This window comes from Kitasatospora albolonga, from assembly GCF_039535905.1.
Lineage (GTDB): Bacteria > Actinomycetota > Actinomycetes > Streptomycetales > Streptomycetaceae > Kitasatospora > Kitasatospora albolonga.
In genome coordinates this window covers 46,869-73,168 of sequence record NZ_BAAAYB010000102.1, presented here as the reverse complement: position 1 = coordinate 73,168, position 26,300 = coordinate 46,869, and the positions used below count along the sequence as shown (strand labels likewise).

Genomic DNA, 26,300 nt, shown 5'->3' with positions numbered 1-26,300 from the left:
CCGCCGGGCTCAGCGCCGGAGCAACCAGTGCGGCCCGGCCGACCAGCCGAGGAACCGCCGGGCCCGGCCGCGTTCGGCCGTGCCGTCCTCGGCGAAGCGGCCGCCGGCGGCGGTCAGGACGAGGCCGGCCACGGCCGGGGCGAGGCGGGGCGGGTGGTCGACGGTGATCCGGTCGATCACCGCGTCGCGGGCCTGCGGAGTGCAGAGGGAGAGGTGGAAGACCAGCTGGCGCCAGGCGAAGGCGGCGTTCTTCACGGTGGCCAGCGGGCGCGGCTGGCGCTCGGCCAGGGCGACCAGCTGCCGGGCGGTGTCGTACGCGCGCCAGGCCAGCACGTCCGCAGCCTCGCCGAAGGCCACGCCGAGCGGGCCGGCCAGGGTGGCGAGGTTGTGGGTGGTGAGGATCTGGGCCTGCTCGATCACCGTGCCGTTGGCGGCGACCGAGCCCGTGCCGCGCCAGGCCTGGCCGGCCCGGGCGGTGCAGAGCCGGGAGAAGCCGGAGGAGGCGACGGCGCGGCGGTGTCCGTCCTCCTGCTCGGGCAGGGCGCGCACGGCGGCGTAGTCGATGCCGAAGTACCGCTCGTAGAAGGTGCCTTGCAGCAACTCACCGGCGATCTTGGCGGCCGCCAGGAACTTCGGGGAGAACTTGCCCATGAAGATGTCGGCCGCCAGCTCCTCCACGAGCGGGGTGCCCGGCGCGGCCCGCCGGGCCAGCGCGGCCAGCTCGCTCACCAACGGGTTCGGCAGGATGGTGCCGGGGAAGGTCGTGACCGCCAGGGCGGACAGACGCCGCAGCGTGGCGAGTTCGGCCGCGCCCTCCCCCGCCGTGCGGTACGGCTGGACCGCCCGGACCCAGGGGAGTTCACCGGCCCGCACCTGGTGCTGGAGGTCGAGCAGCAGCAGCGAGCGCCGCCCGGCGAAGGCCCGGTGGTGGGCGGCGGCCAGCGCGCCGAGCGCCTGGTCCGGGTAGGCGGTGGCCTCGGCCGCGGCGGCCAACTGCGGTGCCAGCTCGGCCAGTACCTCCGCCGAGGGCACCAGGCCGCGTTCGACAAGGGTCTCCACGGGGGCACTGAGGGCGGCCAGCACCACCTTGCGCAGCACCTGCGGCACGGCGGTGCCGGCCGGGATCCCGTCCGCCTCGCCGTCCGAGGCCGCGACCAGCAGCGCCTCCGGGTCGGTCAGGCCGTCCTGCTGCGGCAGTGCGAAGAGCCGGCTCACCAACAGCCGGGCGAGCTGGTGGTGGGAGGGCAGCGCGGCCTGGCCGACCTGGATCCGGCGCAGCTCGGTGTGCCGCTCGGAGCCCGGCAGGCCGCGGCGCTCCACCATGGAGCGGACGGCGACCCGCAGAAGCCCGGCCTGACGGGGCGGCAACTCCTCACCGGCGACGGCCAGTTCGAGGGAGATGCGGAGGATGCCGAGGTTCCCGCCCGGCTTGCGGTGCTTGCCGCAGAGCTGGTGGACGGCGGCCAAGGTCCGGTAGCGGAACAGGAGTTCGGCGCCGCGCGCGAGCCACTCCGGTCCCGGGGCGGCATGCAGGACGCCGTCCGGGCCGGTGGCCTCCAGCCAGTGCGAGAGCAGTTCGTCGGAGTACGGCAGCCAGACCGTCAGCGCCTCGCGCTGGGTCTCCACCGCACGGTTGGGGCCGCGGCGCTCCAGTGCCTCGACGGCGTCGGCCACCGTCTGCCGGTGGACGCAGTCCGGCCCGGCGCCCGGGGCGTCGCCGGACGGCGGGGTGAAGCGCAGCCGGCCCGCGAACGGGGCCAGCAGGGCGGTCAGTTCGAGTGCCGTCCGCTGCTCTCCGGCCCGGACCAGCCAGGCCACCGTGAGCAGCGCGGCCTCCTCCGGCACGGTCACCCGGTAGCGGCCGCTGTCGAGCAGCTCCCAGAGCCGGGCCAGCCCGGTCTCGGTGAGCGCGTGCGCGAAGAGTTCGGCGCGGTCCTGCGGGATGCCGGCCGCCCGGCAGGCCTCGGCCTCGTACGGCTGGAGCGGCCCCTCGGCGGCGGCCCGGCCGGTGGCGAAGCCGCCGCGCAGCACCTCGGGCGTGACCCAGGCGGGCAACCCGGCCACCGGGGTGCGGCTGCCGATCCGCAGGCTGCCGTCCTTCATCCCGGCCAGCGTGGCGCGCCAGCGGTCGAGACGGCCCTCGGCCCGTTCGCGGGTCGCGGCGTCCGGGTGCGAGAGCGCGGTGACGAAGGCCCGGGCCAGCTGCCCGTGCGCGTAGCCGGAGTTGACCGTGACGGTGGTGCGCTGCTGATCAGCGTTGTTGTCCATGGCCGACGTGGCGGGTCCCGCCCCCGCCCCCTCCGGATCCCGAGTCCGGTGCTCTGTCTCGCTGAGCTACACGCCGCTGGCCCGCAACGGTACGCAGCGGCTCCGGCACCGACAACGCGTTTTCGGCCCGGCCGGGCTGACGGCCGTTCATGCGGGCCGGGCCGCTACCAATCGGGTGAACTTCGGCCCGGGTGGGGCTCGGAGGCCGTGCGCTGGCCCTAGAGTTCTCGGAGGCTGCCTCGCGCGAGGGTTCCGGTGTGGTCACGGGCCTCGGAGTGCGGAGGAGTGAGAGTGGGGCGGGTGGGACTCGAACCCACGACCAAGGGATTATGAGTCCCCTGCTCTAACCGGCTGAGCTACCGCCCCGGTTCGCCGTGCCGTCGGCCGAGGTGGCGGGGCAGCAGCAGACGGCCCGTCAGGGCCGTCATCCGCAGCATAGCCGGTCATTCCGGCGTGGTGCTCGCCGGGGGTGCATCCGGGTGGGCGGGTGCGCGAGACCCCGTCCGGGTGATCCGGCCTGGCAGGGGGTGCGGTGCCCGCGAAGACTGGAGGCCGGTGGTCGACGGGGCCGAGGTCCGAGGACGGTGGTGGCGGGTGCGCGGCGCACGGGTGGCCGGGTTGGTGGCGCTGGGGCTGGTGGCGGTCGGCTGCGGGAGCGGTTCGGGCGGCGGCGGAGGGCCGAGCCCGACGGGCGGTGGCACCACCGCGAGCGCGAGTGCGAGTCGGAGCCCGCTGACGGGGGCTCAGGCCAGTTCGGCGGCGGCCGGGCACGGCTGGTCCAAGGACCGGATCAAGGCCGCGATCGCCAAGCACGCCGGCACCACCAGGACCGCCAAGGCCACCCCGCTCAACGCCCTGGTCGGCGCGGTCTTCACGCACAACTCCGACGGCGACCACTTCTGCACTGCCAGCGTGGTGGACAGCGCCGGGCTGAACCTGATCGCGACCGCCGCGCACTGCGTCTACGACCCCAAGGTCGGCCAGCGCGGCGACCTGGTCTTCGTGCCGGGCTACCGGGACGGCGACACCCCGAGCGGGGTCTGGCAACTGGCCTCGATCACGGTGGACCAGGCCTGGGCGGACAGTGCCGACCCGGACGTGGACGTGGCCTTCGCCGTGGTGCTGCCGCAGAACGGGCAGCAGGTCCAACAGGTGCTCGGCGCCAACAAGTTGGGGGTCAACCGGGGCTACACCCTGCCGGTCAAGGTGACCGGCTACCCGAGCAGCGGCGAGGTGCCGATCACCTGCGCCAACCAGACCTCCCAGCAGAGCCCCACCCAGCTGCGGATCGACTGCCCGGACTACACCGGCGGCACCAGCGGCAGCCCGTGGGTCACCGACTTCGACCCGCAGACCAGGACGGGCACCGTGGTCGGCGTGATCGGCGGCTACCAGGAGGGCGGGGACACCCCGGACACCTCCTACAGCAGCTACTTCGGCGACCGGGTCCAGGCGCTGTACGCCCGCGCGACCGGCTGACCGCCCCGGAGGCGGCGGCACCGGGGACGGCGGCACCGGGCGGGGCTGGCGCGACGGCGGGCCGGGCTGGTAGACCTGGCTGCAGTCGATCTTCACGACCCGCGTGGATCACCCCGCAGCCGAGGACGGACCCCATGGCGCGCGCATGGCGACCCGCTCCGTCGTCCGCTCCGGCCTCCGCCCCGACGCCCACCACCGGACGCGTGACGCTCCTCACCTCCACGGCCGCCACCGCCCTGCTCCTCGCGCTGGCCACCGCCTGCGTCCCGGACGTCCCCGCCCCGGCCCCCGACGACGGCACCCCGTCCGCCCATGCCGCCCCGGCGGGCGGGCCCGCGGACCGGATCGGCACGCTGTTCGCCGGCGGCCCGGACGGCGCCCGGGGCTGCACCGCCAGCGTGGTGAGCAGCCCGGGCCGGAGCCTGCTGGTCACGGCCGCGCACTGCGTGGCCAGTCCGCTGTTCGGCCGCCAGGACGACCTGGCGTTCGCCCCCGGCTACCGCAACGGGAACCTCCCGCACGGCAGTTGGCCGGTCGAGCGGGTGACGCTGGCCCCGGCCTGGTCGGAGCGGGCCGACCCGGAGTACGACGTGGCGTTCCTCACGGTCGGCGAGGTCGGCGGACGGCGGATCGAGGACGTGCTCGGCGGCTTCCGGCTCGGCACCGACCGCGGCTTCGGGCTCGCGGTCACCGTCACCGGCTACCCGGTGGACGCCGAGGAGCCGATCACCTGCAGCAACCGGACCGGCGAACAGAGCCCTACCCAGGAGAGCTTCGACTGCCACGGCTACACCGACGGCACCAGCGGCAGCCCCTGGCTGACCGAGGGCGGGGAGGTGGTCGGCGTGGTCGGCGGCTACCAGGAGGGCGGCGCCACCGAGCGGACCTCGTACAGCATCACCTTCGACCACCGGGTGACGGAGCTGTACCGGCAGGCCACCGGCACGGCCTGAGCAGACTCCGAGCGGACCCCGAGCAGAGGCTGCGCCCCGGGAAAACACGAAGGCCCCTCGGATGTCCGAAGGGCCCTCGCTCTGCGCATCTCACCTGAACTACCGGTGAAGCTCCCCCAATTGGACTCGAACCAATAACCTGCCGATTAACAGTCGGCTGCTCTGCCAATTGAGCTATGGGGGACTGCTGTTGGGTGCGGAAAGGTCTGACGACCCTTCCGGGCTCCCCCAATTGGACTCGAACCAATAACCTGCCGATTAACAGTCGGCTGCTCTGCCAATTGAGCTATGGGGGACCGAGCTCCCGCCCCGCTCCGGAAGGATCTTCCGGTCCGCGGCGTCGGCTGCGGGTCATACATTAGCGCACTCAGGGGGGTGGTCCGCCAATCGCTTTCCCCGGGGAGGCCCCGGGGCCTCCCCGGGTGCCCGGATCGCCCTCCGTTCGGCGTGCCCGGTGGGCGGCGGCGGGGGCCTGCGGGGATGCTGGTCCCACGGTTCGCCGCGGGGCGGGGCGGGTAGGGCAACGCGGCAGGGTCCGCAAGGAAGGGTGGAGACCGGTCATGTGGAAGCTGACGTTCGTGGTGGGAGTCGGGGTCGGATACGTCCTCGGTTCGAAGGCCGGCCGGGAGCGCTACGAGCAGCTCGCCGGAGCGGCCCGTCAGGTCGCGCAGAACCCCAAGGTGCAGGACGTGGCGGGCAAGGCCCGGCAGCAGGCCGGAGCGGTGGCCGGGAAGGCCGCGGGCGCCGTGGCCGGCCGGGTCGGTGACCACCTGCCGAACGCCATCACCGACCGGGTGCCGTACCTGAGCGGCAGCCGGGCTGCCGGACAGGACGACAGCTGGGGCACCTACCGCCCCTGAGGCACCGGTGCCGGACGCACCGCACGCGTCGCACACGCCGCCTGCACCGCACGCAGCGCGCGCAGCGCAGGTACGGCCGGCCCCGCACGCACCAGGGGCCCCACGCGCACCGCGAGCGGTCGCGGACGCGTCCGCTCCGGGTGCCGAACGGGCAACACTTCGGGCGGGCGGCGGTGCAAGGCAGCCGGGCTGAGGCATGATCTCGACATGGCCATCGTCGCGGGCATCGACAGCTCCACCACTCGCACCCGGATCGTCGCGTGCGACGCCGAGACCGGCGCCGTGCTGCGCGACGGCAAGGCGCCGCACCCGACCCCCGAGGGCACCGATCCCCGAGCCACCGAGGTCGACCCGCAGCTCTGGCTGCACTCGCTCGGCGAGGCGGCCACCGGGGGCCTGCTGGAGGGCGTCCGGGCGATCGGCGTCTCGGCCCAGCAGCACGGCCTGATCGGCCTGGACGCGGGCGGTGTGCTGGTGCGGCCCGCCCTGCTCTGGAACGACCCCCGGTCCGCCGGGGCCGCCGCGCAGCTGATCGACGCGCTCGGCGGCCCCGAGGCCTGGGTGCGGGCGATCGGCTCCGTCCCGGCGCCGACCTACACGGTGGCCAAGCTGCGCTGGCTGGTCGAGCACGAGCCGGCCTCGGCCAAGCGGATCGCCGAGGTGCTGCTCCCGCACGACTGGCTGGTCTGGCAGCTGCTCGGCCACCCCAAGCGCCGCACCACCGACCGGGGTGACGCCTCCGGCACCGGGTACTGGTCCCCCGTCACCGGCGAGTACCGGCAGGACCTGATCGAGCTGGCGCTCGGTCACCAGCTGCGCGTACCGGACGTGTTGGGCCCGGCCGAGCCCGCCGGGCACACCCCCGAGGGCCTGCTGATCTCGGCCGGCACCGGGGACAACATGGCCGCCGCGCTCGGCCTCGGCCTGCAGCCCGGCGACGCGGTGGTCTCGCTCGGCGGCAACGGGACCGTCTTCGCGGTGCACGACCACGCCGTGGTGGACGTCACGGGAGCGGTCTCCTCCTTCGCCGACGCCACCGGCCGCCACCTGCCGATGGTCGGCACCCTGAACGCGGCCCAGGTGCTCCGCTCCACCGCCGGCCTGCTCGGCACCGACCTCACCGGCCTCAGCGAGCTGGCGCTGCGCTCCACGGCCGGCTCCTACGGGCTGGTGCTGCTCCCCTACCTGGACGGCGAGCGCACCCCGAAGCTGCCCGCCGCGGCCGGCACCCTGACCGGCCTGCGGGCCGAGTCGATGGCCCCGCAGCACCTGGCCCGGGCCGCCGTCGAGGGCATGCTCTGCAACGTCGCCGACGCCCTGGACGTGCTGCGCGGGCACGGGGTGGAGCTGCGCCGGATCTTCCTGCTCGGCGCGGTCGGCCGCCTGCCCGCCGTGAAGGAGATCGCGCCCCTGCTCTTCGGCCTGCCCGTGGTGATACCGGCCGCCGGCGACCACGCCGCCCGGGGCGCGGCCCGCCAGGCCGCCTGGGCCCTGGCCGGCACCCCCGAGCCCCCGGAGTGGGAGCTCCCCGACGCCGTCACCCTGGTCGCCGACCACGAACACGACCAGGCCATCGGCAACGCCGTCCGCCAGCAGTACCGCACCGTCCGCGACCAGATCCACCCGGAGCTGGCCGAGGACTGAGCGGCCGTCAGGGCCGCACCGCCCGTCGACCCGCCGTCAGACCTCCACCGGGGCGGAGACCTCGCCGGTGCGCCGGAGCTTCTGCCAGCGCAGGCGGCCGCCGGTCACCGCGGTGATCGCCGACTGCAGCAGGACGATGTACATCAGCTGCCGGTACACCAGCTGCTGGGTCGGCAGGCTGATCAGGTGCCAGGGCTTCTCGCGGTCGAGCTTGAAGGCGTACCAGGAGAGCACGGCCTGGATGCCCAGGAAGCCGGCGAAGCTGGTGATGGTCGTCGCCGCGTCCGCGAACAGCACGCCGTAGATCAGGAAGATGTCGACCAGCGGTGCCAGCAGCGGGGCGACCACGCCGAACAGCACGACCAGCGGCAGGCCCCGGCGGCCGAACCGCCCGCGCGGCCCCTTGGCGGTGACGGCCCGGCGGTGCTTCCACATCGCCTGCATCGAGCCGTAGCTCCAGCGGTACCGCTGGGACCAGAGCTGCTGGAGGCTCGCGGGGGCCTCGGTCCAGGCGCGGGCGCGCTCGGCGTAGACCACCCGCCAGCCCTCGCACAGCACCGCCATGGTGATGTCGGTGTCCTCGGCGAGGGTGTCCTCGCTCATCCCGCCGACCGCGTCCAGGGCCTCCTTGCGGAAGGCGCCGACCGCGCCGGGGATGGTCGGGATGATGCCGAGCATGTCGTACATCCGGCGGTCCAGGTTGTGGCCGAGGACGTACTCGATGTGCTGCCAGGAGCCGATCAGGGTGTCCCGGTTGCCGACCTTGGCGTTGCCCGAGACCGCGCCGATCGAGGGGTCCGCGAAGGGCTGGACCAGCTCGCGCACCGTGGAGGGCTCGAAGACGGTGTCGCCGTCCATCATCACGACGATGTCGTGCGAGGCGGCCGCGATGCCGGCGTTCAGCGCGCTGGGCTTGCCGCCGTTGACCTTGCGGATCAGGCGGACGAACGGCATCGCCATCTCCTCCACGATGTCCGCGGTGCCGTCCGAGGAACCGTCGTCGATGACGATGACCTCGATCGGGTAGTCGCTCGCGGCCAGCGAGTTGAGGGTGTGGGCGATGCACTCGCGCTCGTTGTACGCGGGCACCAGGACGGTGACCGGGCGGGTGACGGGCTCGCCCCAGAGGTCCTGCCGCTTGGAGCGGCGGGCGTGGATCGGGGCCAGCACCAGCATCAGGGCGAACCGGCCGAAGTTCAGGAAGCCGACCACGGCGAGCAGCCCGATCAGCGTCGGCAGGGTGTGCACGGCCAGCTGGGTGGCCCAGACGTAGCCCTTGCCCGCCCACAGCCGGAAGCCGGTCACCGGCGTGGTGGCGCTGGAGGCGCCGAGCGCCTCGGAGATGGTGGTGAAGCGGTAGCCGTCGGCCTTCAGCTTGTCGATCAGGATGCCGAGCGCCTCGACGGTCTGGGAGCGGTCACCGCCGGAGTCGTGCAGCAGGATCAGCTCGCCGGCGCCGGGCGTCGTGGGCATCGCCTCCTTGACGATGGCGTCCACCCCCGGCCGCTTCCAGTCGTCGGTGTCGTGGTCGATGAAGGCGGTGACGTAGCCCCGGGCGCCCAGGTACTTGATCACCGGGTAGGTCCAGTCGTCCAGCGCCGCCGAGTTGGACGAGTACGGCGGGCGGAACAGCGAGCTGTGCACCCCCGCCGCCCCGGCCAGGGCCAGCTGGGTCTGGGCCATCTCCCAGGTGATCCGGGCGTGCGACTGGAAGGCGAAGTCCGGGTGGGTGAAGCTGTGCAGCCCGATCTCGTGCCCCTCGTCCACGATCCGGCGGATCAGCTCCGGATGACGGGCCGTCATGCCGCCGGTCACGAAGAAGTCCGCGCGCACGCCGCGGGACTCCAGCACGTCCAGGACCTTCGGGGTCCACTCCTCGTCCGGGCCGTCGTCGAAGCTCAGCACCACGGTGCGGTCCGGGATGCGGTAGCTCACCGGGTCGTCGTTGTGCTCACCGCGCGCGTCGATGACCGGGCCGCCCTTGAGCAGCGACTCCGGAACGGTCTCCTTGTCGGCCGAGTCGGCGACCCGGGCGTCGTGGAACACCTCGTTGGTGGCCAGGCCGCGCAGCACGAGCAGCGCGAGCAGACATGCCAGCAGGGAGAGCGGCATGAAGAAGCGCAGGGGTGGCGCGGCCAGTCGGCGCGGCCTGCGCGAAGACTGCCGGCGGCGCTGGTGGCGGGACAATGGTGCTCCTGGAGATGGGCGGTGCTGCGGTTCAGGGGTGCTTCGTGGACCGGGCGGACGGTGTGGCGCCGTGCGGTGCACCGGTGGTGCCGGTCATGGTGGTGGTGCCGGTGGTGCCGGTCGTCTTCGCCGTCGGCTTGCCCGCAGGGGTCGCGGAGCGCGAGGGCGCCTTGGAGGTCGACGTCGACGGCTTCGGCGACGGGGTGGGTGACGGCGCGGGGGTGGGCGTCGTCACGGGTTCGGCCGGCCGGGCCGTCGGCTGAGGGGGTATGCCCATCGCCGGGGCGTCGGCCTGGACGCCGACCATGGTCCCGGCCATGACGACCGCGAGGATCGCGCCGACCACCGAGACGGGCCAGCCGAGACCGCGCAGCAGCCGGCCGCGCCGACCCGACTGGGAGACGAACACCGGTGCGGGGTCGACCTCTTCGAGATTCGACGCGGGTACGTCGGACTGTGACGGCCGGACTGATCCGCCTTCGACGGGGGTGACGACTGGGCGCACCTTGCCACGCCTTTCAGTGCAGGGTACGTAGACCACCGGAGCCTAAGGCGAACGCTAGTGCAACCCTCAGAGCGAATTGGCCGCGATGGGTGGATTTGGCCCGTTCCGAGAGAGGGCTGTGACCGGATCGCAATGCCCGCCGACGTGTTCGAGCGGGCCCTTCGTGCCCCGTTAGGATGTGCCTCCCACCCGATCGGCACGCATGTGCGACCGGTACCCCGAGGAGCCCGCGTGAGTCAGCCCCGCCGCCCCCGCCGTCACCGCGGGTGGAGCCTCCTGGCCCTCCCGGTCCTGCTGGGCACGCTCGCCGCCTGCTCCGGCGGCCCGGTCTCCGGCGCCTCCGGCGGCGGCCCCGCCGGGACGGCGAAGGGCGGCTCCCCGGCCGCCGCCACGCCGACGCCGACCGGCCCTCCGGGGACCCTCTTCGACAGCTTCCGCTACACCGGCCCCACCGATCCCGCGCTCACCGCGCACGGCTGGGAGGTCCGCACCGGCGAGGGCGGCCCCGGGATCAAGGACACCTGGTCCGACGCCGGCGCGAGCTTCCCCGCCGACACCACCGCCCAGGGCGGCCGGACCCTCCAGCTGCGGGCCACCACCGACGGCACCGCGAAGGGCACCAAGCAGGTCGAGATCCAGACCACCGGCACCAAGCTCCTCAACGGCACCTTCGCCGCCAGGATCCACCTCAGCGACAAGCCGGTCAGCGGAAAGAACGGCGACCACGTCGTCCAGTCCTACTTCCCGATCTCCACCTCCGACGACTCGCCGAACTACAGCGAGCTCGACTTCGAGTACATGCCGAACGGCGGCTGGGGCAACCCCGGCCCCCAACTGGACACCACCAGCTGGTTCAAGGCGGACCCGGCGGACCGCGTCACCAAGCCGCACAAGCAGCGCCTCGAGGGCTGGCACGTCATGATGGTCACCGCCGTCGACGGGAAGGCCACCTACTCGATGGACGGCAAGGAGCTGTTCACCAGCACCGGGAACTACGTGCCGCGCGAGAAGATGAACGTCCACTTCAGCAACTGGTTCGTCGACCTGCTGCCCTCGCTCGGCGGGCAGCGCGCCTGGGACCTGAAGGTCAACTGGTTCTACTACAAGGACGCCACGGCCGTCTCCTACGCGGACGTCCAGAAGACGGTGGACGGCTTCTACGCCGCCGGCACCGACTTCGTGGACACCCTGCCCAAGTCCTGAGGCCGCCGGGGCAGTCGGAGCGTCATCCCTCGAAGGCGGCGGCCACCGCGAGGCTGTCCTCGTAGACGTGGTGACGGACGATCAGGCCCGCCTCCACGGTGAGGTGGAGGGCGAAACGGGCCCGGTACGGGCGGCCGGTGGGGCGGGCGGTCTGGCGGATCTCGCCGAGGACCACGGCCTCCGGGCCGTCGACCAGGATCCGCTCGACGGTGGTGGCCGCGGCCTCCGGGACGTGGTGGGCGGCCAACTCCCGGAAGTGGTCGGCCGCTTCGGCCCGGGTGGCACGGCTCCGGATCCACGGGGTGGCGGGGCGGCCGTGCTCCGCGGCGGGCCAGGAGAGCTTCCAGTCGCCGTGCTCGGCGTAGAGCTCCGCGATCCGCTCGGGGTCACCCGCGCCGATCCGGCGCAGCAGTTCCTCGACCACGACTCGGGTTCCGGTGAAGGAAGTTGACGACATGGCGGGCCTCCCCTGCCTCGGTGCCGCGACCGGGGGCGGTGCGGCGTTGCCGTCATCATCGCCAACGGCGGACGCCCGGCGCGATTACCTCCGGGGTAAGGCTCAGTCCAGGTAGGCGCGGAGCTGGGCGGTGAAGGCGTGGGCGCGCAGGCGGGAGAGCGTCTTGGCCTCGATCTGGCGGATCCGCTCGCGGGTGACGCCGAAGAGGTGGCCGATCTCCTCCAGGGTGCGGGGGTGCCCGTCGTCCAGGCCGTAGCGGAGCTGGACGACCTGGCGCTCGCGCTCCCCGAGGGTGTCCAGGACGGCGCCGAGGTGCTGGCGCAGCAGCAGGAAGGCGGCGGTCTCGACGGGCGAGGCGGCGTCGGCGTCCTCGATCAGGTCGCCGAGGGCGACCTCGTCCTCGTCACCCACGGGGGTGTGCAGCGAGACCGGCTCCTGGGCCAGCCGCAGGATCTCCAGCACCCGGGCCTCGGTCAGCTCCAGCGCCTCGCCGACCTCGGCCGCGCTGGGCACGGTGCCGCGCTCCTGGAGCATGGTGCGCTGGACCCGGATCACCCGGTTGATCAGCTCGACCACGTGCACCGGCACCCGGATGGTGCGGGCCTGGTCGGCCAGCGCCCGGCTCATCGCCTGCCGGATCCACCAGGTCGCGTAGGTGGAGAACTTGTAGCCGCGCGCGTAGTCGAACTTCTCCACCGCGCGGATCAGCCCGAGGTTCCCCTCCTGGACCAGGTCGAGCAGGGTGAGGCCGCGGCCGACGTAGCGCTTGGCGACGGAGACCACCAGGCGGAGGTTGGCCTCGATCAGGCGGCGCTTGGCCCGGTGGCCGAGCCGGACCAGGACGGCCAGCTCGACCGTCAGCCGTTCGTCCAACCCGCCCTGCTGGAGGGCCTGTTCGGCGAAGAGACCGGCCTCGATCTGCCGGGCCAGCTCGACCTCCTCGACGGCGGTGAGCAACCGGATCCGGCCGATCTCGCGCAGGTACTGACGCAGCAGGTCGGCGGCCGGGCCGGCCGTCTCGTCCGGCGCCGGGGCCTCGTCCGGCTCGCCCGGCGCGACGGCCTCGACCGCCTCGACCACCTCGGCGGGGCCGGTCGCGTCCGGCTCGGACTCCGCCGGTTCGACGGCGGTTTGCACGGCGGAGAGCTCCACGGGCATCCTCCCTCGGCGGTGCACGGCCGTGGGGGAGGCCGCGCCACAAGGGTTGGGATACCCAGCTCGGCGCCCGGGGATTCGGGCGACTGTGACTCAGGTCACTCCGGGGCCCGCGCAGTGCCGTCAGAGCCCGGCGGCGCCCCTGCTGCGGAGGTTCTGGGCGTACTGCTGGAGGGCCCACAGCTCGCCCTGGACGGCGTTCAGCTCCTCGGGGGTGCCGCGCCGGTCGAGCCGCTGCAGGTGGCCGCGGACCTCGGCGATCCGGCGGTCCACCGCCTGGAGGCGGAGCTTGACCAGGAACTCCCCCGCGTAGATGGTGTCGGCGGCCCGCCGGGTGCGGATCGGCTCCACCGTCAACTCGGTGACCAGGGAGCGCACTTGGTCGTCCGGGCAGGCCTCCCGGACGACTGCGGTGAAGTCCGGCAGGGTCGCGCCGTAGGCCGCGCCGCCGGCCGCCCGGATCGCCTGGCGGACGGCGGTGTAGGGCGGGGTGGGGAACTCGTCGTCGCCGTAGTTGTCGAAGGCCGGGCTGACCAGGTCCGGGTGCTGGAGGGCCAGCTTGAGCAGCTCGCGCTCCACGAACTGGGCCGGGTCCCGCGGGTCCAGGCGGTAGGCGGGACGGACGGGCTGGGCGGGAACGGCGGCCGCGGGGCCGCCGGGGCGGCGGAGCTGACGGTTCCCGTTCTGCTGGTTCTCCCGCTGCCAGCGGGCGAGTTGGGAGATCCGCCGGACCACGAACTGCTCGTCCAGGATGCCCAGCATGCCGGCCAGCCGGACGGCGTACTCGTGCTGGATCGAGCGGTCCTTGATCTTGACGATGATCGCCGAGGCCTCCTCCAGCGCCGCGGCCCGCCCCTCGGGGGTGTCCACCCGGTGGCGGTCCACGGCGGAGCGCAGCGCGAACTCGAAGAGCGGCACCGGGTTGTCGATCAGCTCGCGGACCGCCTCGTCGCCCTTGGCCAGCCGGAGCTCGCACGGGTCCATGCCGCCCGGGGTGATGGCGATCGAGGTGCGGGCGGCGAACTTCTGGTCGTCCTCGAACGCGCGCAGTGCGGCCTTCTGCCCGGCGGCGTCGCCGTCGAAGGTGAAGACCGTCTCGCCGCGGTAGGTGGAGGTGTCCATCAGCAGCCGACGGATGATCTTGATGTGGTCCTCGGCGAAGGCGGTGCCGCAGGTGGCCACCGCCGAGGTGACGCCGGCCAGGTGACAGGCCATCACGTCGGTGTAGCCCTCGACCACCACCGCCCGGCCGGACTTGGCGATCTCCTTCTTCGCCAGGTCCAGGCCGTAGAGCACGTGGGACTTCTTGTAGATCGGCGTCTCGGGGGTGTTCAGGTACTTCGGCCCGTTGTCGTCCTCGCGCAGCCGCCGGGCACCGAAGCCGATCACCTCGCCGCCGCTGTCCCGGATCGGCCAGACCAGCCGGCCCCGGAAGCGGTCGATCAGGCCGCCGCGCTGCCCCTGCGAGGCCAGGCCGCCGAGCAGGATCTCCTTGTCGGAGAAGCCCTTGCCGCGCAGGTAGCGGACCAGGTGCTCCCAGCCCGCCGGGGCGTAGCCGACCCCGAAGTGCTTGGCCGCCTCGGCGTCGAAGCCGCGCTCGGCCAGGAAGCGGCGGCCGATCTCGGCCTCCGCGGACTCCAGCTGCTCCTGGTAGAAGGCCGCGGCCACCTTGTGCGCCTCGACCAGCCGGGTGCGCTCGCCCTGCTGCTGGCGGGGCGAGTAGCCGCCCTCCTCGTACCGCAGGGTGATCCCGGCCTGGGCGGCCATCCGCTCGACGGCCTCGGCGAACGAGAAGTGCTCGATCTTCATCAGGAAGGTGATCGTGTCGCCGCTCTCGCCGCAGCCGAAGCAGTGGAACACGCCCTTGCCGGGATGGACGTAGAAGGAGGCGGACTTCTCGTCGTGGAACGGGCAGACGCCCTTGAGCTGGCTGCCGCCCCCGTTGGTCAGCTGGACGTAGTCGTTGACGACCGCGTCGATGGGCAGCGCGTCGCGCACCCGCTGTACGTCTTCATCCTTGATCCGGCCTGCCACCCCGGAAGTCTACGTCGCCTTCGACTCGACCAAGCGGGAATGCAGGGCGAGGGCGGAGGCATCGGTGAGGGTGGCGATCTGGTCGATCACCGCGCGCAGGGCGGCCCGGTCGTCCTCGGCCTCCTCGTACAGGGCGGCGAAGACCGGGTCCAGCCCGTACGGGGCGGTGCGGGCCAGCACGTCGGCCAGCTCGGCGATCACGATCCGCTGGCGGGCGCGGAGCTGTGCCTGCTCGTCGCGCTGCATCACGTACCGGACGGCGACGGCCTTGAGCACCGCGACCTCGACCCGGACCTCCTGCGGCACCACCAGCTCGGCGGCGTAGCGGGTCAGCCGGCCCGGGCCGTAGCGGGCCCGGGTGGCCTGCTCGGCGGCCAGGCAGAAGCGGCCGATCAGCTGGCTGGTCAGGTCCTTGAGCCCGGCCCGGGCTCGGGCCGAACCGTCGTAGCCGCGCGGCCACCACTCCTCGCCCTGCAGCCTGTCCAGCGCGGCGCCGAACTCCTCGGGCTCCGCCGCGGCGTACCGGTCCGCGATCTTGAACAGCTCGGACCGCTCCTCGGCCGAGCGCAGCGCCGCCGGGTCGACGTGCCCGGCCTGGATGCCGTCCTCCACGTCGTGGGTGGAGTACGCCACGTCGTCGGACCAGTCCATCACGGTGGCCTCGAAGCACTTGCGCAGCTCCGGCGCACCGGTGCGCAGCCAGCGGAAGACCGGAAGGTCGTCGGCGTAGACGCCGAACTTGGTGGAGGCCGGGTCGGTGGGGTGGGCGCCGTGCGGCCAGGGGTACTTGGTGGCGGCGTCCAGCGCGGCGCGGGTGAGGTTGAGGCCGACGCCGTGGCCCGGACGCGGGGCCAGCGCGGCGGCGGGCTCGCCGGGCGGCGCGAAGCGCTTGGGCTCCAGGCGGGTCAGGATGCGGAGCGACTGCGCGTTCCCCTCGAAGCCGCCGCAGCTGCGGGCGGCCTGGTCGAGCGCCTCCTCGCCGGTGTGGCCGAACGGCGGGTGGCCGATGTCGTGGGCCAGGCAGCCCGTCTCCACCAGATCCGGGTCGCAGCCCAGGGCCGCTCCCAACTCCCGCCCCACCTGCGCGCATTCGAGCGAGTGCGTGAGCCTGGTCCGCGGGAAGTCACTGCGCATCGGGGCCACCACCTGGGTGGTGCCGGCCAGGCGGCGCAGGGCTGCCGAGTGCAGCACCCGCGCGCGGTCACGCTGGAACGCCGTCCGGCCCGGCCGCTTGTCCGGCTCGGGCACCCATCGGGCTTCGGCTGCGGGGTCGTACGCGGTGTCGTCCATATGGAAGTACCGTACGCCGGACAGCCGACATTCCATCAGCACCACACACGAACGCGCACCGTACGACGGACGAACGCCACCGGAGCCACCCCGGCCGGCCGGCTCCCGCTACGCCGCCACCACCGCCGGGCGGACCGCCGACTGGTACCGCGACAGCACCAGCTCGGCCATGCCCGGATGGGCCCCCAGCGGGGCCGCGGTGATCCACGGCGCCGCGGCGGCCGCCAGCCGGGCGAAGTCCCCCGGGGCGGTGAAGTACGAGGCGACCGCGATCCGGCGGTGGCCTTCCGCCGTGAGGCCGGCGACCGCCTCCGTCACGCTCGGCCCGCCCGCCGCGACGGTGCCGACCCGGACCGGGACGCCGAGGCGCGCGGCCAGCAGGGCCGCCTGGGCCTCGGTGTCGGTGGCGGCGTCCGGATCGCGGGAACCGGCCGAGGCGAGCACCACCGCGTCGCCCTCCGGACCCCAACCCGCCTCCACCAGACGTTCGGTGAGCAGCTCGGCGAGCAGCCGGTCGGGCCCGAGCGGGGCCGTCACCACCCCGGTCACCTGCGGCGCGGCCGCCACCAGCGCGGGCAGGTCCACCTTGACGTGGTACCCCCGGCTGAGCAGCAGCGGCACCAGGACGGCCGGGCCGCGCAGCTCGTCCAGCACCTCGGGCAGCAGCGGTGCGTTCAGCCCCAAGTGGGCGATCCGGACGTCGAGTTCGGGCCGTCGGACGCGCAGCAGCGCGGCCAGCCGGCCGATCTCGACCGCCGTCTCCGGATCCCGAGAGCCGTGCGCCACCAGCACCAGGGCCGGACGGCGGGCCGCGTGCAGCACCCGGACGGGCGGGAGCACCCGGCGCACCGGGCCGGCGGTGGTGGTGGAGGTCGTCGTCATGCCCCCAGCATGCCCGGCCCCTGTTTCACCCCGGGCCCGTCCAGATCAACCCCCCGTTAACCGGAGCTCACAGCGGGACGTGCGCGCCGAACATCGGCTCGTCCTCGTCGACCACCAGGGACTCGCGGTGGTGCTCCACCATCCGGCGGGTCTCCTCGTCGGTCTCGGTCAGCCAGGCCCGTTCGAGGGCCGCCGCGTGGTGCGGCGCTCCGCAGTCGATGGCGTAGAGCAACTCCCAGCCCGCCCGCCGCACCGCCGGCTCGGGGCGCTCCAGCATCGCGTAGTAGACCGGACGCCCCGTCAGCAGCAGGCCCCGGACGCGCTCCAGCATCCCGGTGTTCCCCGCCGCCTCCTCCGAGTCGTCGGGCTCGGCGAAGGCCAGGTCGTAGAGCACGCCGGCGGCCTCGACGGCCGCCTCGGCGGTGGGAGAGGCGCAGAGCGCCGTGAGGAACGGCACCAGGTGCTCGGCCGCCTCGGAGTAGCGGTTGGAGGCGATGTCGTAGCACTCGTGCGCGGCGTCCGCTGCGGCCCCCCAGATGTCGGTGGTGCCCTCCTCCCCCGTCTCCATCGCCCGGAGGGCGACCGGGATGTTCCCGGCGTCGCGGCCGGGCCCCGGCACCCGCATGCCCGCCCACGGGAGGTCGTCCAGTCCGTCCAGCAGTGTCGTCATACCGCGAAGGCTAGGACCGGGGTCCGACGGAGAGCACGATCTTGCCGGAGGTGCGGCCGGTCTGGCTGAGCTCGTGGGCCTCGGCGACGCGCTCCAGCGGGAGTTCGGCGCTCACCTCGGGCCGCAGCAGCCCCTGCTCGGCAAGGGCGGCCAGCTCCCGCAGGCCCGCCTGGTCGGCCTCGACGGCCATGAAGCCGGCCCGCAGGCCGAGCGCGGCGGCCTGCTCGGCGAGGTACTGCTCGGCCGGGGAGGCCAGCGAGACCAGGACGCCGCCCGGCCGCAGCACCCGGAGCGAGCGCGGGCCGTACTCACCGCCGACCGGGTCGACCACCACGTCCACCGGCTCCACCGCCTCCTCGAAATCCACGGCCGTGTAGTCCACCACCTCGTCCGCGCCGAGGGCGCGCAGGAAGTCGTGCTTCGCGGACCGGGCGGTGCCGATCACGTACGCGCCGCGGGCCTTGGCGATCTGCACCGCGAGGTGGCCGACACCTCCTGCCGCCGCGTGCACCAGCACCCGCTGACCGGGCCGCACGTCGGCGGTGTCCACCAGGGCCTGCCAGGCCGTCATGCCGACCAGCGGCACGGCAGCCGCCTGAACGTGCGTCAGCGCGTCCGGCTTGCGCACCAGGTGGCGGGCCGGGACGGTGACGTACTCGGCGTAGGTCCCGGCCGGGGCGGGGTGGCGCGGCATGCCGAAGACCTCGTCGCCGACGGCCAGGGTGGTGACGCCGATGCCGACCGCCTCGACCACGCCGGAGACGTCCCAGCCCAGCGGCACGATCCGGCCGGCCAGACCGCCGCTGCTCCGGTGCCAGACGTCGGTCGGGTTGACCGAGGTGGCCAGGACCCGCACCAGCACCTCCGCCACGCCGGGCTCCGGCCGCTCCACCTCCACGACCTCCAGGACCTCGGGGCCGCCGAACTCGTTCTGGCTGATCGCACGCATCTTCATCTCTCCTGCTCGGAAGGGGTTTCCGGCGGACCGTCCGGCCGCCTGACACCAAGATCCCGCAGCGGGCCGCCCCGAACGAGTGGCAAGATTGCCGATATCTGAAAGGATCTCGCCATGCACCGTGTGGTCACCCTCGCCCTGGACGGCGTCTACCCCTTCGAACTCTCCATCCCCAACCGCATCTTCGGCGTGGCCGCCGCCGCCGACGGCACCCCGCTGTACGAGGTGGTGACCTGCTCGCTGGACGGCGGCCCGGTCCGCACCGAGGCCGACTTCACGGTGCAGGTGCCGCACGGATCCGAGGTGATCGCGACCGCCGACACCCTGGTGATCCCGCCGTTCACCTGCGACTCGGCGGACCAACAGGACTGGCTCCCGGCCGAGTTGGCGAGGGCCCTGAAGCTGCTGCGCCCCGGGGCGCGGATCGTCTCGATCTGCACCGCCTCCTACGTGCTGGCCGCCGCCGGCCTGCTGGACGGCCGGCCGGCCACCACCCACTGGACCGACGCCGGCGACTTCCAGCGGGCCTACCCCCTGGTGCGGGTGGACGCGGACGTGCTCTTCGTCGACAACGGCGAGGTCCTCACCGCCGCCGGCTCGGCGGCCGGGATCGACCTCTGCCTGCACCTGATCCGGCGCGACCACGGCTCCGAGGTGGCCAACCGGGTGGCCCGGCTCTGCGTGGTGCCGCCGTGGCGGGAGGGCGGACAGGCCCAGTACATCGAGCGGCCGGTGCCCGAACCGGAGGAGGCGAGCACGGCGGCCACCCGGGCCTGGGCCCTGGCCAACCTCCACCAGCCGCTCCCGCTGGCCGAGTTGGCAGCGCACGCCCGGATGAGCGTGCGCACCTTCTGCCGCCGCTTCAAGGACGAGACCGGCCTGCCGCCGGGCCAGTGGCTGACCCACCGGCGGGTGGACCACGCCCGCCGGCTGCTGGAGACCACCGACCTCCCGGTGGACGAGGTCGCCCACCGCTCCGGCTTCGGCACGGCCGTCTCGCTGCGCCAGCACCTCTCCGGCACCATCGGCGTCGCCCCGCTCGCCTACCGCCAGTCCTTCCGCACCCCGGCCTGACCCGGGCTGCCCGCCCCGGACCGCCCCGCCTACCGCTCGCCCGCCGCCAGGGAGTCCAGCGCGCGTCCGAGCCGCTCCAGCACCTCCGCCACGGCCGCGAACTCCGCCTCTCCGCCCAGCCGTTCGGCCAGTGCCGCGGCGGTCACGGCGTGCCCCGGGGTGATCCGGGCGACGGCCGCGTAGCCCTCCTCGGTGGGCGCGAGCAGCTTGGCCCGGCGGTGCGCCGGGTTGGGCCGGTACTCGGCCAGCCCCTTCTCCACCAGCAGGTCGGCGATCCGCTGGACGCTCTGCCGGGTGATGCCCATCGCGCGGGCGATGCCGGCCACCGGCAGCGGCTCGGACAGCACCGCGCCGAGCACCTGCCACCAGGCCGCCGTCAGCCCGGCCGGAGCGGCCAACTCCTCGGCCACGCCGAGGAACTGGCCGTTGAGCCGGAAGACCGCCAGCGCCGAGCGGCTCAACGAGGAGGCGGCCGTGGGGAGTTGGCTCACCGCTGGGCCGCCGCTTCCAGCACCGGGTAGGCGCTCGCGTCGGAGTGGCGGAACAGCCGGTACCAGGCGTCCAGCACCGCCGGCTCCATCACGTCCAGGCGGCCCAGCACCTCCCGGGCGAAGGCCACCGGCTCGGTCGGCCCGGCGGTGACCAGCAGCCCGTCCGCGGAGGTGACGGCCTCCGTCTCCCGGTAGTCCGCGGCCCCCTGGTAGCCCGACTGGAAGCCCAGGTACTCCGCCGCCGCCGAGGTGTGCGCCCGCCCGTCCAGCAGTCCCTCGCGGGCCAGCCCGGCCGTCGCCCCGCAGATCGCCGCCACCGGCACCCCGGCCGCCACGAACTCCGCCGCCTTCTTCGCGAACGGCGCCAACTCCTCGCCCGCGTCCCAGAGCCCGGCTCCCGGCAGGATCAGCATCGCGCTCTCCTCCGGCGCCAGCGCGTCCAGCGGGAGGTCGGGCAGCACCCGCAGCCCGCCCATGGTGGTGACCGCGCCCGAGGCGCCCCCGAGCCCGACGGTGCGGATCTCGAAGGCCGGGCCGGACGCCCGGTGGGCCATCCCGTTGCGCAGGTGGGCGACGGCGTGGCCGTACTCCCAGTCGGCGAGCGTGTCGTAGACGGCAAGGTGAACGGTGCGCTGCTGCATGGCTCCTCCTCGAATCCCTCTGTCGACAGCATCCTGTCACATTGACAGCATGCTGTCCATTGCGGTCTCACATCGGCGCCCCGCCCCCGCTGAGGCCGAAGTTCCGGCCGCGAAACAGCCCTGCTCCCACCGGTTAACACCCACGAATCAAGCTCGGACCGAGAGCTCGCAGGGCACGAACCACGGAGGGACCCACCGATGACCACCACCAAGCCGACCGTCGTCCTGGTCGGATACGGCATGGTCGGCCACCGCTTCCTGGAAGCCCTGGCCGACACCGGCGCCGCCGACCGCTTCCGGGTGGTCGTGCTCGCCGAGGAGCCCCGCCCCGCCTACGACCGGGTCGCCCTGACCTCGTACTTCGCCGGGAAGACCCCGGAGGACCTGCTGCTCGGCGAGCCCGGCTTCGTCGACGCCCACGGCTTCGAGGTCCACCTGGACTCCCCCGTCACCTCGGTCGACCGCGCCGGACGGACCGTCACCACCGCCGCCGGGCACACCGTCGCCTACGACACCCTGGTGCTGGCCACCGGCTCCTACCCCTTCGTCCCGCCGGTCGAGGGCAAGGACGCCGACGGCTGCTTCGTCTACCGCACCATCGAGGACCTGCACGCCATCGAGGCCTACGCGGCCGGCTCCAGGGTCGGTGCGGTGGTCGGCGGCGGGCTGCTCGGCCTGGAGGCGGCCGGGGCGCTCAAGGGCCTGGGCCTGGAGACCCACGTGGTCGAGTTCGCCCCGCGCCTGATGCCCGTCCAGGTGGACGAGGGCGGCGGCGAGGCGCTGCGCCGCACCATCGAGGAGATGGGCGTGGTGGTGCACACCGGCGTCGGCACCAGCGCCATCCTGGCCACCGACGGCGCCGCCAGCGGCATGACCTTCACCGACGGCTCGTCCATCGCCACCGACCTGGTGGTCTTCTCGGCCGGCATCCGCCCCCGCGACCAGCTGGCGCGGGACTGCGGCCTCGACGTCGGCGAGCGCGGCGGCATCGCGGTGGACGCCCTCTGCCGCACCTCCGACGAGCACGTCTACGCGATCGGCGAGTGCGCCCTCGCGGTGGACGGCCGGGTCTACGGCCTGGTCGCCCCCGGCTACGAGATGGCCGCCAGCGTGGCGCACCAGCTGGCCGGGCAGGCCGCCAAGGAGTTCACCGGCGCCGACCTCTCCACCAAGCTCAAGCTGCTCGGGGTGGACGTGGCCAGCTTCGGCGACGCCTTCGGCACCACCCCCGGCGCACTGGACGTGGTCTACTCCGACTCCCGCTCCGGCATCTACAAGAAGCTGGTGGTCACCCCCGAGGGCGCCCTGCTCGGCGGCATCCTGGTCGGCGACGCCGAGGCGTACTCCTCGCTCCGCCCGCTGGCCGGCACCGGCAACCCGCTGCCCGTCCCGGCCGAGTCGCTGGTCCTCCCGGCCGGCCTCGGCGCCCCGGTCTCGCTCGGCAGTTCGGCACTGCCGGACGACGCGGTGGTCTGCAGCTGCCACAACGTCACCAAGGGCACCGTCCGGGGCGCGGTGACGGACCACCAGTGCACCACCGTCCCCGAGGTGAAGAAGTGCACCAAGGCGGGCACCGGCTGCGGGTCCTGCATCAAGCTGCTCGGCACCATCGTCAACGAGGAGCTGGAGGCCTCGGGCGTGGTGGTCGACAAGGGCCTGTGCCCCTGCTTCGCCCACACCCGCGCCGAGCTGTACGAGATCGTCCGGGTCAAGCGCATCCCGACCCACCGTCAGCTGCTCGCCGAGCACGGCCGCCTGACGGACGCCGAGGGCTGTGAGGTCTGCAAGCCCACGGTGGCCTCGATCATCGCCACCCTGGCCCCCGAGCTGGCCGCCTCCGGCTACGTGCTGGACGGCGAGCAGGCGGCCCTCCAGGACACCAACGACCACTTCCTGGCCAACCTCCAGAAGAACGGCTCCTACTCGATCGTCCCGCGCATCCCCGGCGGCGAGATCACCCCCGAGAAGCTGATCGTGATCGGCGAGGTGGCCCGGGACTTCGGGCTCTACACCAAGATCACCGGAGGCCAGCGGATCGACATGTTCGGCGCCCGGGTGGACCAGCTGCCGGAGATCTGGCACCGGCTGGTGGCGGCCGGCTTCGAGTCCGGCCACGCGTACGGGAAGTCCCTGCGCACCGTGAAGTCCTGCGTGGGCTCCACCTGGTGCCGCTACGGCGTGCAGGACTCGGTGGGCATGGCGATCCAGCTGGAGCTGCGCTACCGGGGGCTCCGCTCCCCGCACAAGTTCAAGTCCGGCGTCTCCGGCTGCGCCCGCGAGTGCGCCGAGGCCCAGGCCAAGGACTTCGGCGTGATCGCCACCGCCAACGGCTGGAACCTCTACGTCGGCGGCAACGGCGGCGCGATCCCCCGGCACGCCGACCTGCTGGCCCAGGACCTCGACGACGAGACCCTGATCCGCTACGTCGACCGCTTCCTGATGTTCTACATCCGCACCGCCGACCGGCTGGAGCGCACCTCCACCTGGCTGGACCGGATCGAGGGCGGCCTCGACCACGTCCGCGACGTGGTGGTGCACGACTCGCTCGGCATCGCGGCCGACCTGGAGGCGCTGATGGCCCATCACGTCGCCGACTACCAGGACGAGTGGGCCGCCACCCTGGCCGATCCGGAGCGGCTCTCCCGCTTCGTCTCCTTCGTCAACGCCCCCGGCGTGCCCGACCCGAGCGTCCGGTTCACCGCCGAGCGCGACCAGGTCAAGCCCGACCTGGAGATCCTCGCCACCCCGGAGCAGCTGCTCGCCAAGCTCTCCGCCGACCTGCTGGAGGTCCGATGACCACCGCCCTCGCCACCGCGACCGCCACCGACCTCGCCAGGGTCGAACTGCGCACCTCCGACGGCTGGGTCCCGGTCTGCGACCGCGACCGCCTCGTCCCCGGCCGCGGCGTCGCCGTCCTGCTCCCCGACGGCAGCCAGGCCGCCGTCTTCACGGACCGTCAGGGCCGGGTCTACGCCATCGCCAACCGCGACCCGTTCACCGGCGCCTACGTCCTCTCCCGGGGCCTGCTGGGCTCCACCCCGGACGGCCGGGTGTACGTCGCCTCGCCGCTCCTCAAGCAGCGCTTCGACCTCGCCACCGGCGAGTGCCTGGACGACGAGGCCGTCACCGTCGCCGCCCACCCCGCCCGGGTCGTCTGACCCGCCCTCAGGACCCCGGTGGCCGCAGTCAAAAGCCCTGATCTGCGGCCACCGGCCCCCGCCCGTCCGGACCCGCGCGCGTCCGAGCCCGCGCCTCCTCCGAGCCCGTGCCCCGTCCGACGGAGCGCGGGCTCAGCGCACGGCAGCCAGCACGGCGTCGGCCATGCCCCGCTCGCCCGCCGCGTTCGGGTGCAGCGGGGAGAGCCCGCCGGCCGCGTCCAGCGGCTCGACCCAGCGGGCCGCCGGCCCCGCGCACATGTCGCGGCCCGGCACCGAGGTGGGAACGTAGGCGGCCCCGGCGGCCTCGGTGCGGCGGCGCAGCTCGGCCGCCAGCTCCCGCTGCTTCTCCGTGAGGTACGCCACGTCGGCGGCCGCCACGCCCGGGAGGGCCTGCGCGCAGCCGGCCGGATCGGCCGGGAACAGCTCGGGGTAGCCGACCACCAGCACCCGGGCCTGCGGCGCCCGCCGCTTCAGCTCGGCCAGCGCCGCGCCGACCTTCTCCCCGGCCGCCGCGATCCGCCCGGACACCTCGTCCGCACCGCCCTCGGCGGCGAACTCGGCCCGGCAGCCCCGGCCGCCGAGGGCGGCCATGCCGCAGCGGGTGAGCACCTCCATGAAGCCGGCGTCGTTGGCCCCGATCCCCAGGGTGACCAGCCGGGTGGCGGGCGAGAGCGCGTCGAACTGCGCCGGATTGACCCCGCCCCTCACCTTCTGGGGTGCCGTCAGGTCCGGTGTCCGGGCCGAGCTGCAGCTGACGTCGGCGAACTCGGCCGCCTTCAGCCCCTCCGCCACCAGCGCCGGGTAGTTCACCCCGGAGCGGAAGCACCCGGCCGGGTCACCGCCCTGCGGCGGCACGCCCAGGCCGGAGGTGTACGAGTCCCCCATCGCCACGTACCGCCCCACCGGGGCCGCCGCCGGGGGCGGGGCCGTGCTCCCCTCCGCGGAGGGGGCGCCGCCACCCGCGGCCGTGCAGCCGGCCAGCAGCACCGGCGCGATCAGCAGCCCCGACCACCTGCCCCGCAAGCCCTACTCCCCGCCGCGCTCGTGCTCGGCGAGGAACTCCTCGAACCGGCGGCCGAGTTCGTCCGCCGACGGCAGGTCGGCCGGCTCGGCGAGCAGGCTGTCCCGGCCCTCCGCCCCGGCCACCGCGTCGTACTGGCTCTCCATCCCCCGGATGGCCGCGGCGAGCTCGCCGTCCCCCTGGGAGAGCTGCTCCTCGATGTCGGCGTAGACCTCGCCCACCCTGTCCCGCAGCTCGGTGCCGGGCAGCACCAGGCCGGTGGCGGACTGCACCGCCTCCAGGATCAGCACGGCCGCCGCCGGGTAGGGCGAGCGGGCCACGTAGTGCGGCACGTGCACGGCGAAGCCGAGCACCTCCTGCCCGGACTCGGCCAGCCGGTACTCCACCAGGGCCTGGGCGCTGCCCGGGACCTGGGCCTGGTCGAACCACTTGGGGTACCCGGCGGCCAGGTCCAGCCTGTTCCCGTGCGGGGTGAGGCCGACCGGGCGGGTGTGCGGCACGCCCATCGGGATGCCGTGGAAGTCGACCGCCAGGCGCACCTCGAAGCGGGCCGCCAACTCCCGGACGGCGGCCGCGAAGAGCTCCCACTCGGTGTCCGGCTCCGGGCCGGTGAGCAGCAGGAAGGGGGTGCCGACCGAGTCGTGGACCAGCTGGAGCAGCAGCTCCGGCGGGTCGTAGTCGGTCCACTTCTCGCGGTCGAAGGTCATCGCGGGGCGGCGCGCCCGGTAGTCGACCAGGCGGTCGTGGTCGAAGCGGGCGACCACCTGCGGGGAGCCCTGCTCCAGCAGGTGGGTGACCACCTGGCCGCCGGCCTCGCCGGCGTCCATGAAGCCCTCGAAGTGGTACAGCAGCACCAGCCCGACGCCGTCCGGGCCGGCGGCGGCACCGGCGGCGGCCAGCGCGTCCACGCCCTGCTGCTCCAGCGTGTACAGCTCCTTGGGATCCCGCACCGCGCACCCAACCCCGATCGTGTCGTCTGCCTACGTCTACTCGCTCAGTCCAGCACACCCGGCGGCCCCGGCATTCCCACTCTGCCGACCCCCCGGCCGCCGTGCGGGGCGAACGCGCCAGAATCATCGCATCCGGGTACGAAAGCGCAGGTGGGGGGCGTGCCGGAGCGCTCGCCGGATGGAGTACGGCGGGCGACCTGACAGCACGCGCCACGGATGACGCGCCGTGAAGTGACGCATTGGCTCCGGGCGGGTATCGTCCTCTCGCTGCCTCGCATCGCCGCGTCGTCGCCACGGTCGTCTGTCACGCCGTCGGTCCGGCCCGGATACGCTGCGGGCAGACACCCCCACTGCACCTTGCCTTCACTTGGCCGCCTGTTTCTCTTCGCGCACTCTCAACCCTCTCGGCCACCTCGCGGACGC

The 26,300-nt window shown here is 73.8% G+C and carries 22 protein-coding genes and 4 tRNA genes; 8 read left to right on the top strand and 18 right to left on the bottom strand.

The window, feature by feature from the left end:
• Positions 1 to 9: 9 nt before the first annotated feature.
• From ABD946_RS26545 to ABD946_RS26535, 3 genes are all read right to left on the bottom strand, one after another.
• A complete protein-coding gene (locus ABD946_RS26545) occupies positions 10 to 2,268 on the bottom strand; it encodes a hypothetical protein (RefSeq protein ID WP_345287741.1) in 2,259 nt (752 codons plus the stop codon).
• Positions 2,268 to 2,344, bottom strand: a tRNA-Pro gene (locus ABD946_RS26540). The genes ABD946_RS26545 and ABD946_RS26540 overlap by 1 nt, the downstream gene beginning before the upstream one ends.
• A gap of 216 nt (positions 2,345 to 2,560) precedes the next feature.
• A tRNA-Ile gene (locus tag ABD946_RS26535) sits at positions 2,561 to 2,634 on the bottom strand.
• A gap of 228 nt (positions 2,635 to 2,862) precedes the next feature.
• Here ABD946_RS26535 and ABD946_RS26530 point away from each other — a divergent pair.
• The gene (locus ABD946_RS26530; RefSeq protein WP_345287739.1) at positions 2,863 to 3,747 is read left to right on the top strand and encodes a trypsin-like serine peptidase; all 885 of its coding nucleotides are present in this window, start codon (positions 2,863 to 2,865) and stop codon (positions 3,745 to 3,747) included.
• A gap of 203 nt (positions 3,748 to 3,950) precedes the next feature.
• Positions 3,951 to 4,700 carry a trypsin-like serine peptidase gene (locus tag ABD946_RS26525; RefSeq protein WP_345287737.1) on the top strand — a complete coding sequence of 250 codons (750 nt, stop codon included), beginning with the start codon at positions 3,951 to 3,953 and terminating at the stop codon, positions 4,698 to 4,700.
• A 111-nt stretch (positions 4,701 to 4,811) separates the two neighbouring features.
• On the opposite strand, the gene ABD946_RS26520 is transcribed toward ABD946_RS26525, so the two are convergent.
• Positions 4,812 to 4,884 (bottom strand) — tRNA-Asn (locus tag ABD946_RS26520).
• A 39-nt stretch (positions 4,885 to 4,923) separates the two neighbouring features.
• A tRNA-Asn gene (locus ABD946_RS26515) sits at positions 4,924 to 4,996 on the bottom strand.
• 264 nt (positions 4,997 to 5,260) lie between these two features.
• Here ABD946_RS26515 and ABD946_RS26510 point away from each other — a divergent pair.
• A complete protein-coding gene (locus ABD946_RS26510; protein WP_345287736.1) occupies positions 5,261 to 5,560 on the top strand; it encodes a hypothetical protein in 300 nt (99 codons plus the stop codon).
• A 207-nt stretch (positions 5,561 to 5,767) separates the two neighbouring features.
• Positions 5,768 to 7,204: an FGGY family carbohydrate kinase gene (locus ABD946_RS26505; protein ID WP_345287735.1), complete on the top strand. Its 1,437-nt coding sequence runs from the start codon at positions 5,768 to 5,770 to the stop codon at positions 7,202 to 7,204.
• Positions 7,205 to 7,240: 36 nt separating this feature from the next.
• Here the strand turns inward: ABD946_RS26505 and ABD946_RS26500 are convergent, their stop codons facing one another.
• Positions 7,241 to 9,391 (bottom strand): bifunctional polysaccharide deacetylase/glycosyltransferase family 2 protein, encoded by a 2,151-nt coding sequence (locus ABD946_RS26500; protein WP_380149984.1) that lies wholly within the window; start codon positions 9,389 to 9,391, stop codon positions 7,241 to 7,243.
• 31 nt (positions 9,392 to 9,422) lie between these two features.
• Entirely contained in the window at positions 9,423 to 9,800 is a 378-nt protein-coding gene (locus tag ABD946_RS26495; protein ID WP_345287734.1) for a hypothetical protein, read from the bottom strand.
• Positions 9,801 to 10,127: 327 nt separating this feature from the next.
• Here ABD946_RS26495 and ABD946_RS26490 point away from each other — a divergent pair, with 327 nt between their 5' ends.
• Entirely contained in the window at positions 10,128 to 11,099 is a 972-nt protein-coding gene (locus ABD946_RS26490) for a glycoside hydrolase family 16 protein (protein ID WP_345287732.1), read from the top strand.
• A gap of 22 nt (positions 11,100 to 11,121) precedes the next feature.
• On the opposite strand, the gene ABD946_RS26485 is transcribed toward ABD946_RS26490, so the two are convergent.
• The 7 genes from ABD946_RS26485 to ABD946_RS26455 all read right to left on the bottom strand — a co-directional run bounded on the left by ABD946_RS26485 (position 11,122) and on the right by ABD946_RS26455 (position 18,536).
• Complete coding sequence (locus tag ABD946_RS26485) at positions 11,122 to 11,556, bottom strand: nuclear transport factor 2 family protein (protein ID WP_345287730.1); 435 nt, start codon at positions 11,554 to 11,556, stop codon at positions 11,122 to 11,124.
• A gap of 102 nt (positions 11,557 to 11,658) precedes the next feature.
• Positions 11,659 to 12,714 (bottom strand): RNA polymerase sigma factor, encoded by a 1,056-nt coding sequence (locus ABD946_RS26480; RefSeq protein WP_345287728.1) that lies wholly within the window; start codon positions 12,712 to 12,714, stop codon positions 11,659 to 11,661.
• Positions 12,715 to 12,834: 120 nt separating this feature from the next.
• Entirely contained in the window at positions 12,835 to 14,745 is a 1,911-nt protein-coding gene (dnaG, locus tag ABD946_RS26475) for a DNA primase (protein WP_345287726.1), read from the bottom strand.
• 9 nt (positions 14,746 to 14,754) lie between these two features.
• Positions 14,755 to 16,035: a deoxyguanosinetriphosphate triphosphohydrolase gene (locus ABD946_RS26470; RefSeq protein ID WP_345287724.1), complete on the bottom strand. Its 1,281-nt coding sequence runs from the start codon at positions 16,033 to 16,035 to the stop codon at positions 14,755 to 14,757.
• A gap of 108 nt (positions 16,036 to 16,143) precedes the next feature.
• Positions 16,144 to 16,917, bottom strand: a complete 774-nt coding sequence (locus ABD946_RS26465; protein ID WP_345287723.1) for a sirohydrochlorin chelatase — start codon at positions 16,915 to 16,917, stop codon at positions 16,144 to 16,146.
• 67 nt (positions 16,918 to 16,984) lie between these two features.
• A complete protein-coding gene (locus ABD946_RS26460; protein ID WP_345287721.1) occupies positions 16,985 to 17,587 on the bottom strand; it encodes a hypothetical protein in 603 nt (200 codons plus the stop codon).
• A gap of 10 nt (positions 17,588 to 17,597) precedes the next feature.
• A complete protein-coding gene (locus ABD946_RS26455; protein WP_345287720.1) occupies positions 17,598 to 18,536 on the bottom strand; it encodes an NADP-dependent oxidoreductase in 939 nt (312 codons plus the stop codon).
• A 120-nt stretch (positions 18,537 to 18,656) separates the two neighbouring features.
• Between ABD946_RS26455 and ABD946_RS26450 the strand changes: the two genes are divergently transcribed.
• A complete protein-coding gene (locus ABD946_RS26450; protein ID WP_345287718.1) occupies positions 18,657 to 19,616 on the top strand; it encodes a GlxA family transcriptional regulator in 960 nt (319 codons plus the stop codon).
• Positions 19,617 to 19,645: 29 nt separating this feature from the next.
• On the opposite strand, the gene ABD946_RS26445 is transcribed toward ABD946_RS26450, so the two are convergent.
• The gene (locus tag ABD946_RS26445) at positions 19,646 to 20,107 is read right to left on the bottom strand and encodes a MarR family winged helix-turn-helix transcriptional regulator (RefSeq protein WP_345287716.1); all 462 of its coding nucleotides are present in this window, start codon (positions 20,105 to 20,107) and stop codon (positions 19,646 to 19,648) included.
• Positions 20,104 to 20,748: a DJ-1/PfpI family protein gene (locus ABD946_RS26440; RefSeq protein ID WP_345287714.1), complete on the bottom strand. Its 645-nt coding sequence runs from the start codon at positions 20,746 to 20,748 to the stop codon at positions 20,104 to 20,106. Before ABD946_RS26440 ends, ABD946_RS26445 begins: the two co-directional genes overlap by 4 nt.
• Before the next feature lie 198 nt (positions 20,749 to 20,946).
• Here ABD946_RS26440 and nirB point away from each other — a divergent pair, with 198 nt between their 5' ends.
• The gene (gene nirB, locus ABD946_RS26435; protein ID WP_345287713.1) at positions 20,947 to 23,544 is read left to right on the top strand and encodes a nitrite reductase large subunit NirB; all 2,598 of its coding nucleotides are present in this window, start codon (positions 20,947 to 20,949) and stop codon (positions 23,542 to 23,544) included.
• Complete coding sequence (nirD, locus tag ABD946_RS26430; RefSeq protein WP_345287711.1) at positions 23,541 to 23,906, top strand: nitrite reductase small subunit NirD; 366 nt, start codon at positions 23,541 to 23,543, stop codon at positions 23,904 to 23,906. Before nirB ends, nirD begins: the two co-directional genes overlap by 4 nt.
• A 132-nt stretch (positions 23,907 to 24,038) precedes the next feature.
• On the opposite strand, the gene ABD946_RS26425 is transcribed toward nirD, so the two are convergent.
• Both ABD946_RS26425 and ABD946_RS26420 read right to left on the bottom strand, forming a co-directional pair.
• Positions 24,039 to 24,929, bottom strand: coding sequence for an SGNH/GDSL hydrolase family protein (locus ABD946_RS26425; RefSeq protein ID WP_345287709.1), 891 nt, complete (start codon positions 24,927 to 24,929; stop codon positions 24,039 to 24,041).
• Positions 24,930 to 24,932: 3 nt separating this feature from the next.
• Positions 24,933 to 25,877: a PAC2 family protein gene (locus tag ABD946_RS26420; protein WP_345287707.1), complete on the bottom strand. Its 945-nt coding sequence runs from the start codon at positions 25,875 to 25,877 to the stop codon at positions 24,933 to 24,935.
• Positions 25,878 to 26,300: the final 423 nt, after the last annotated feature.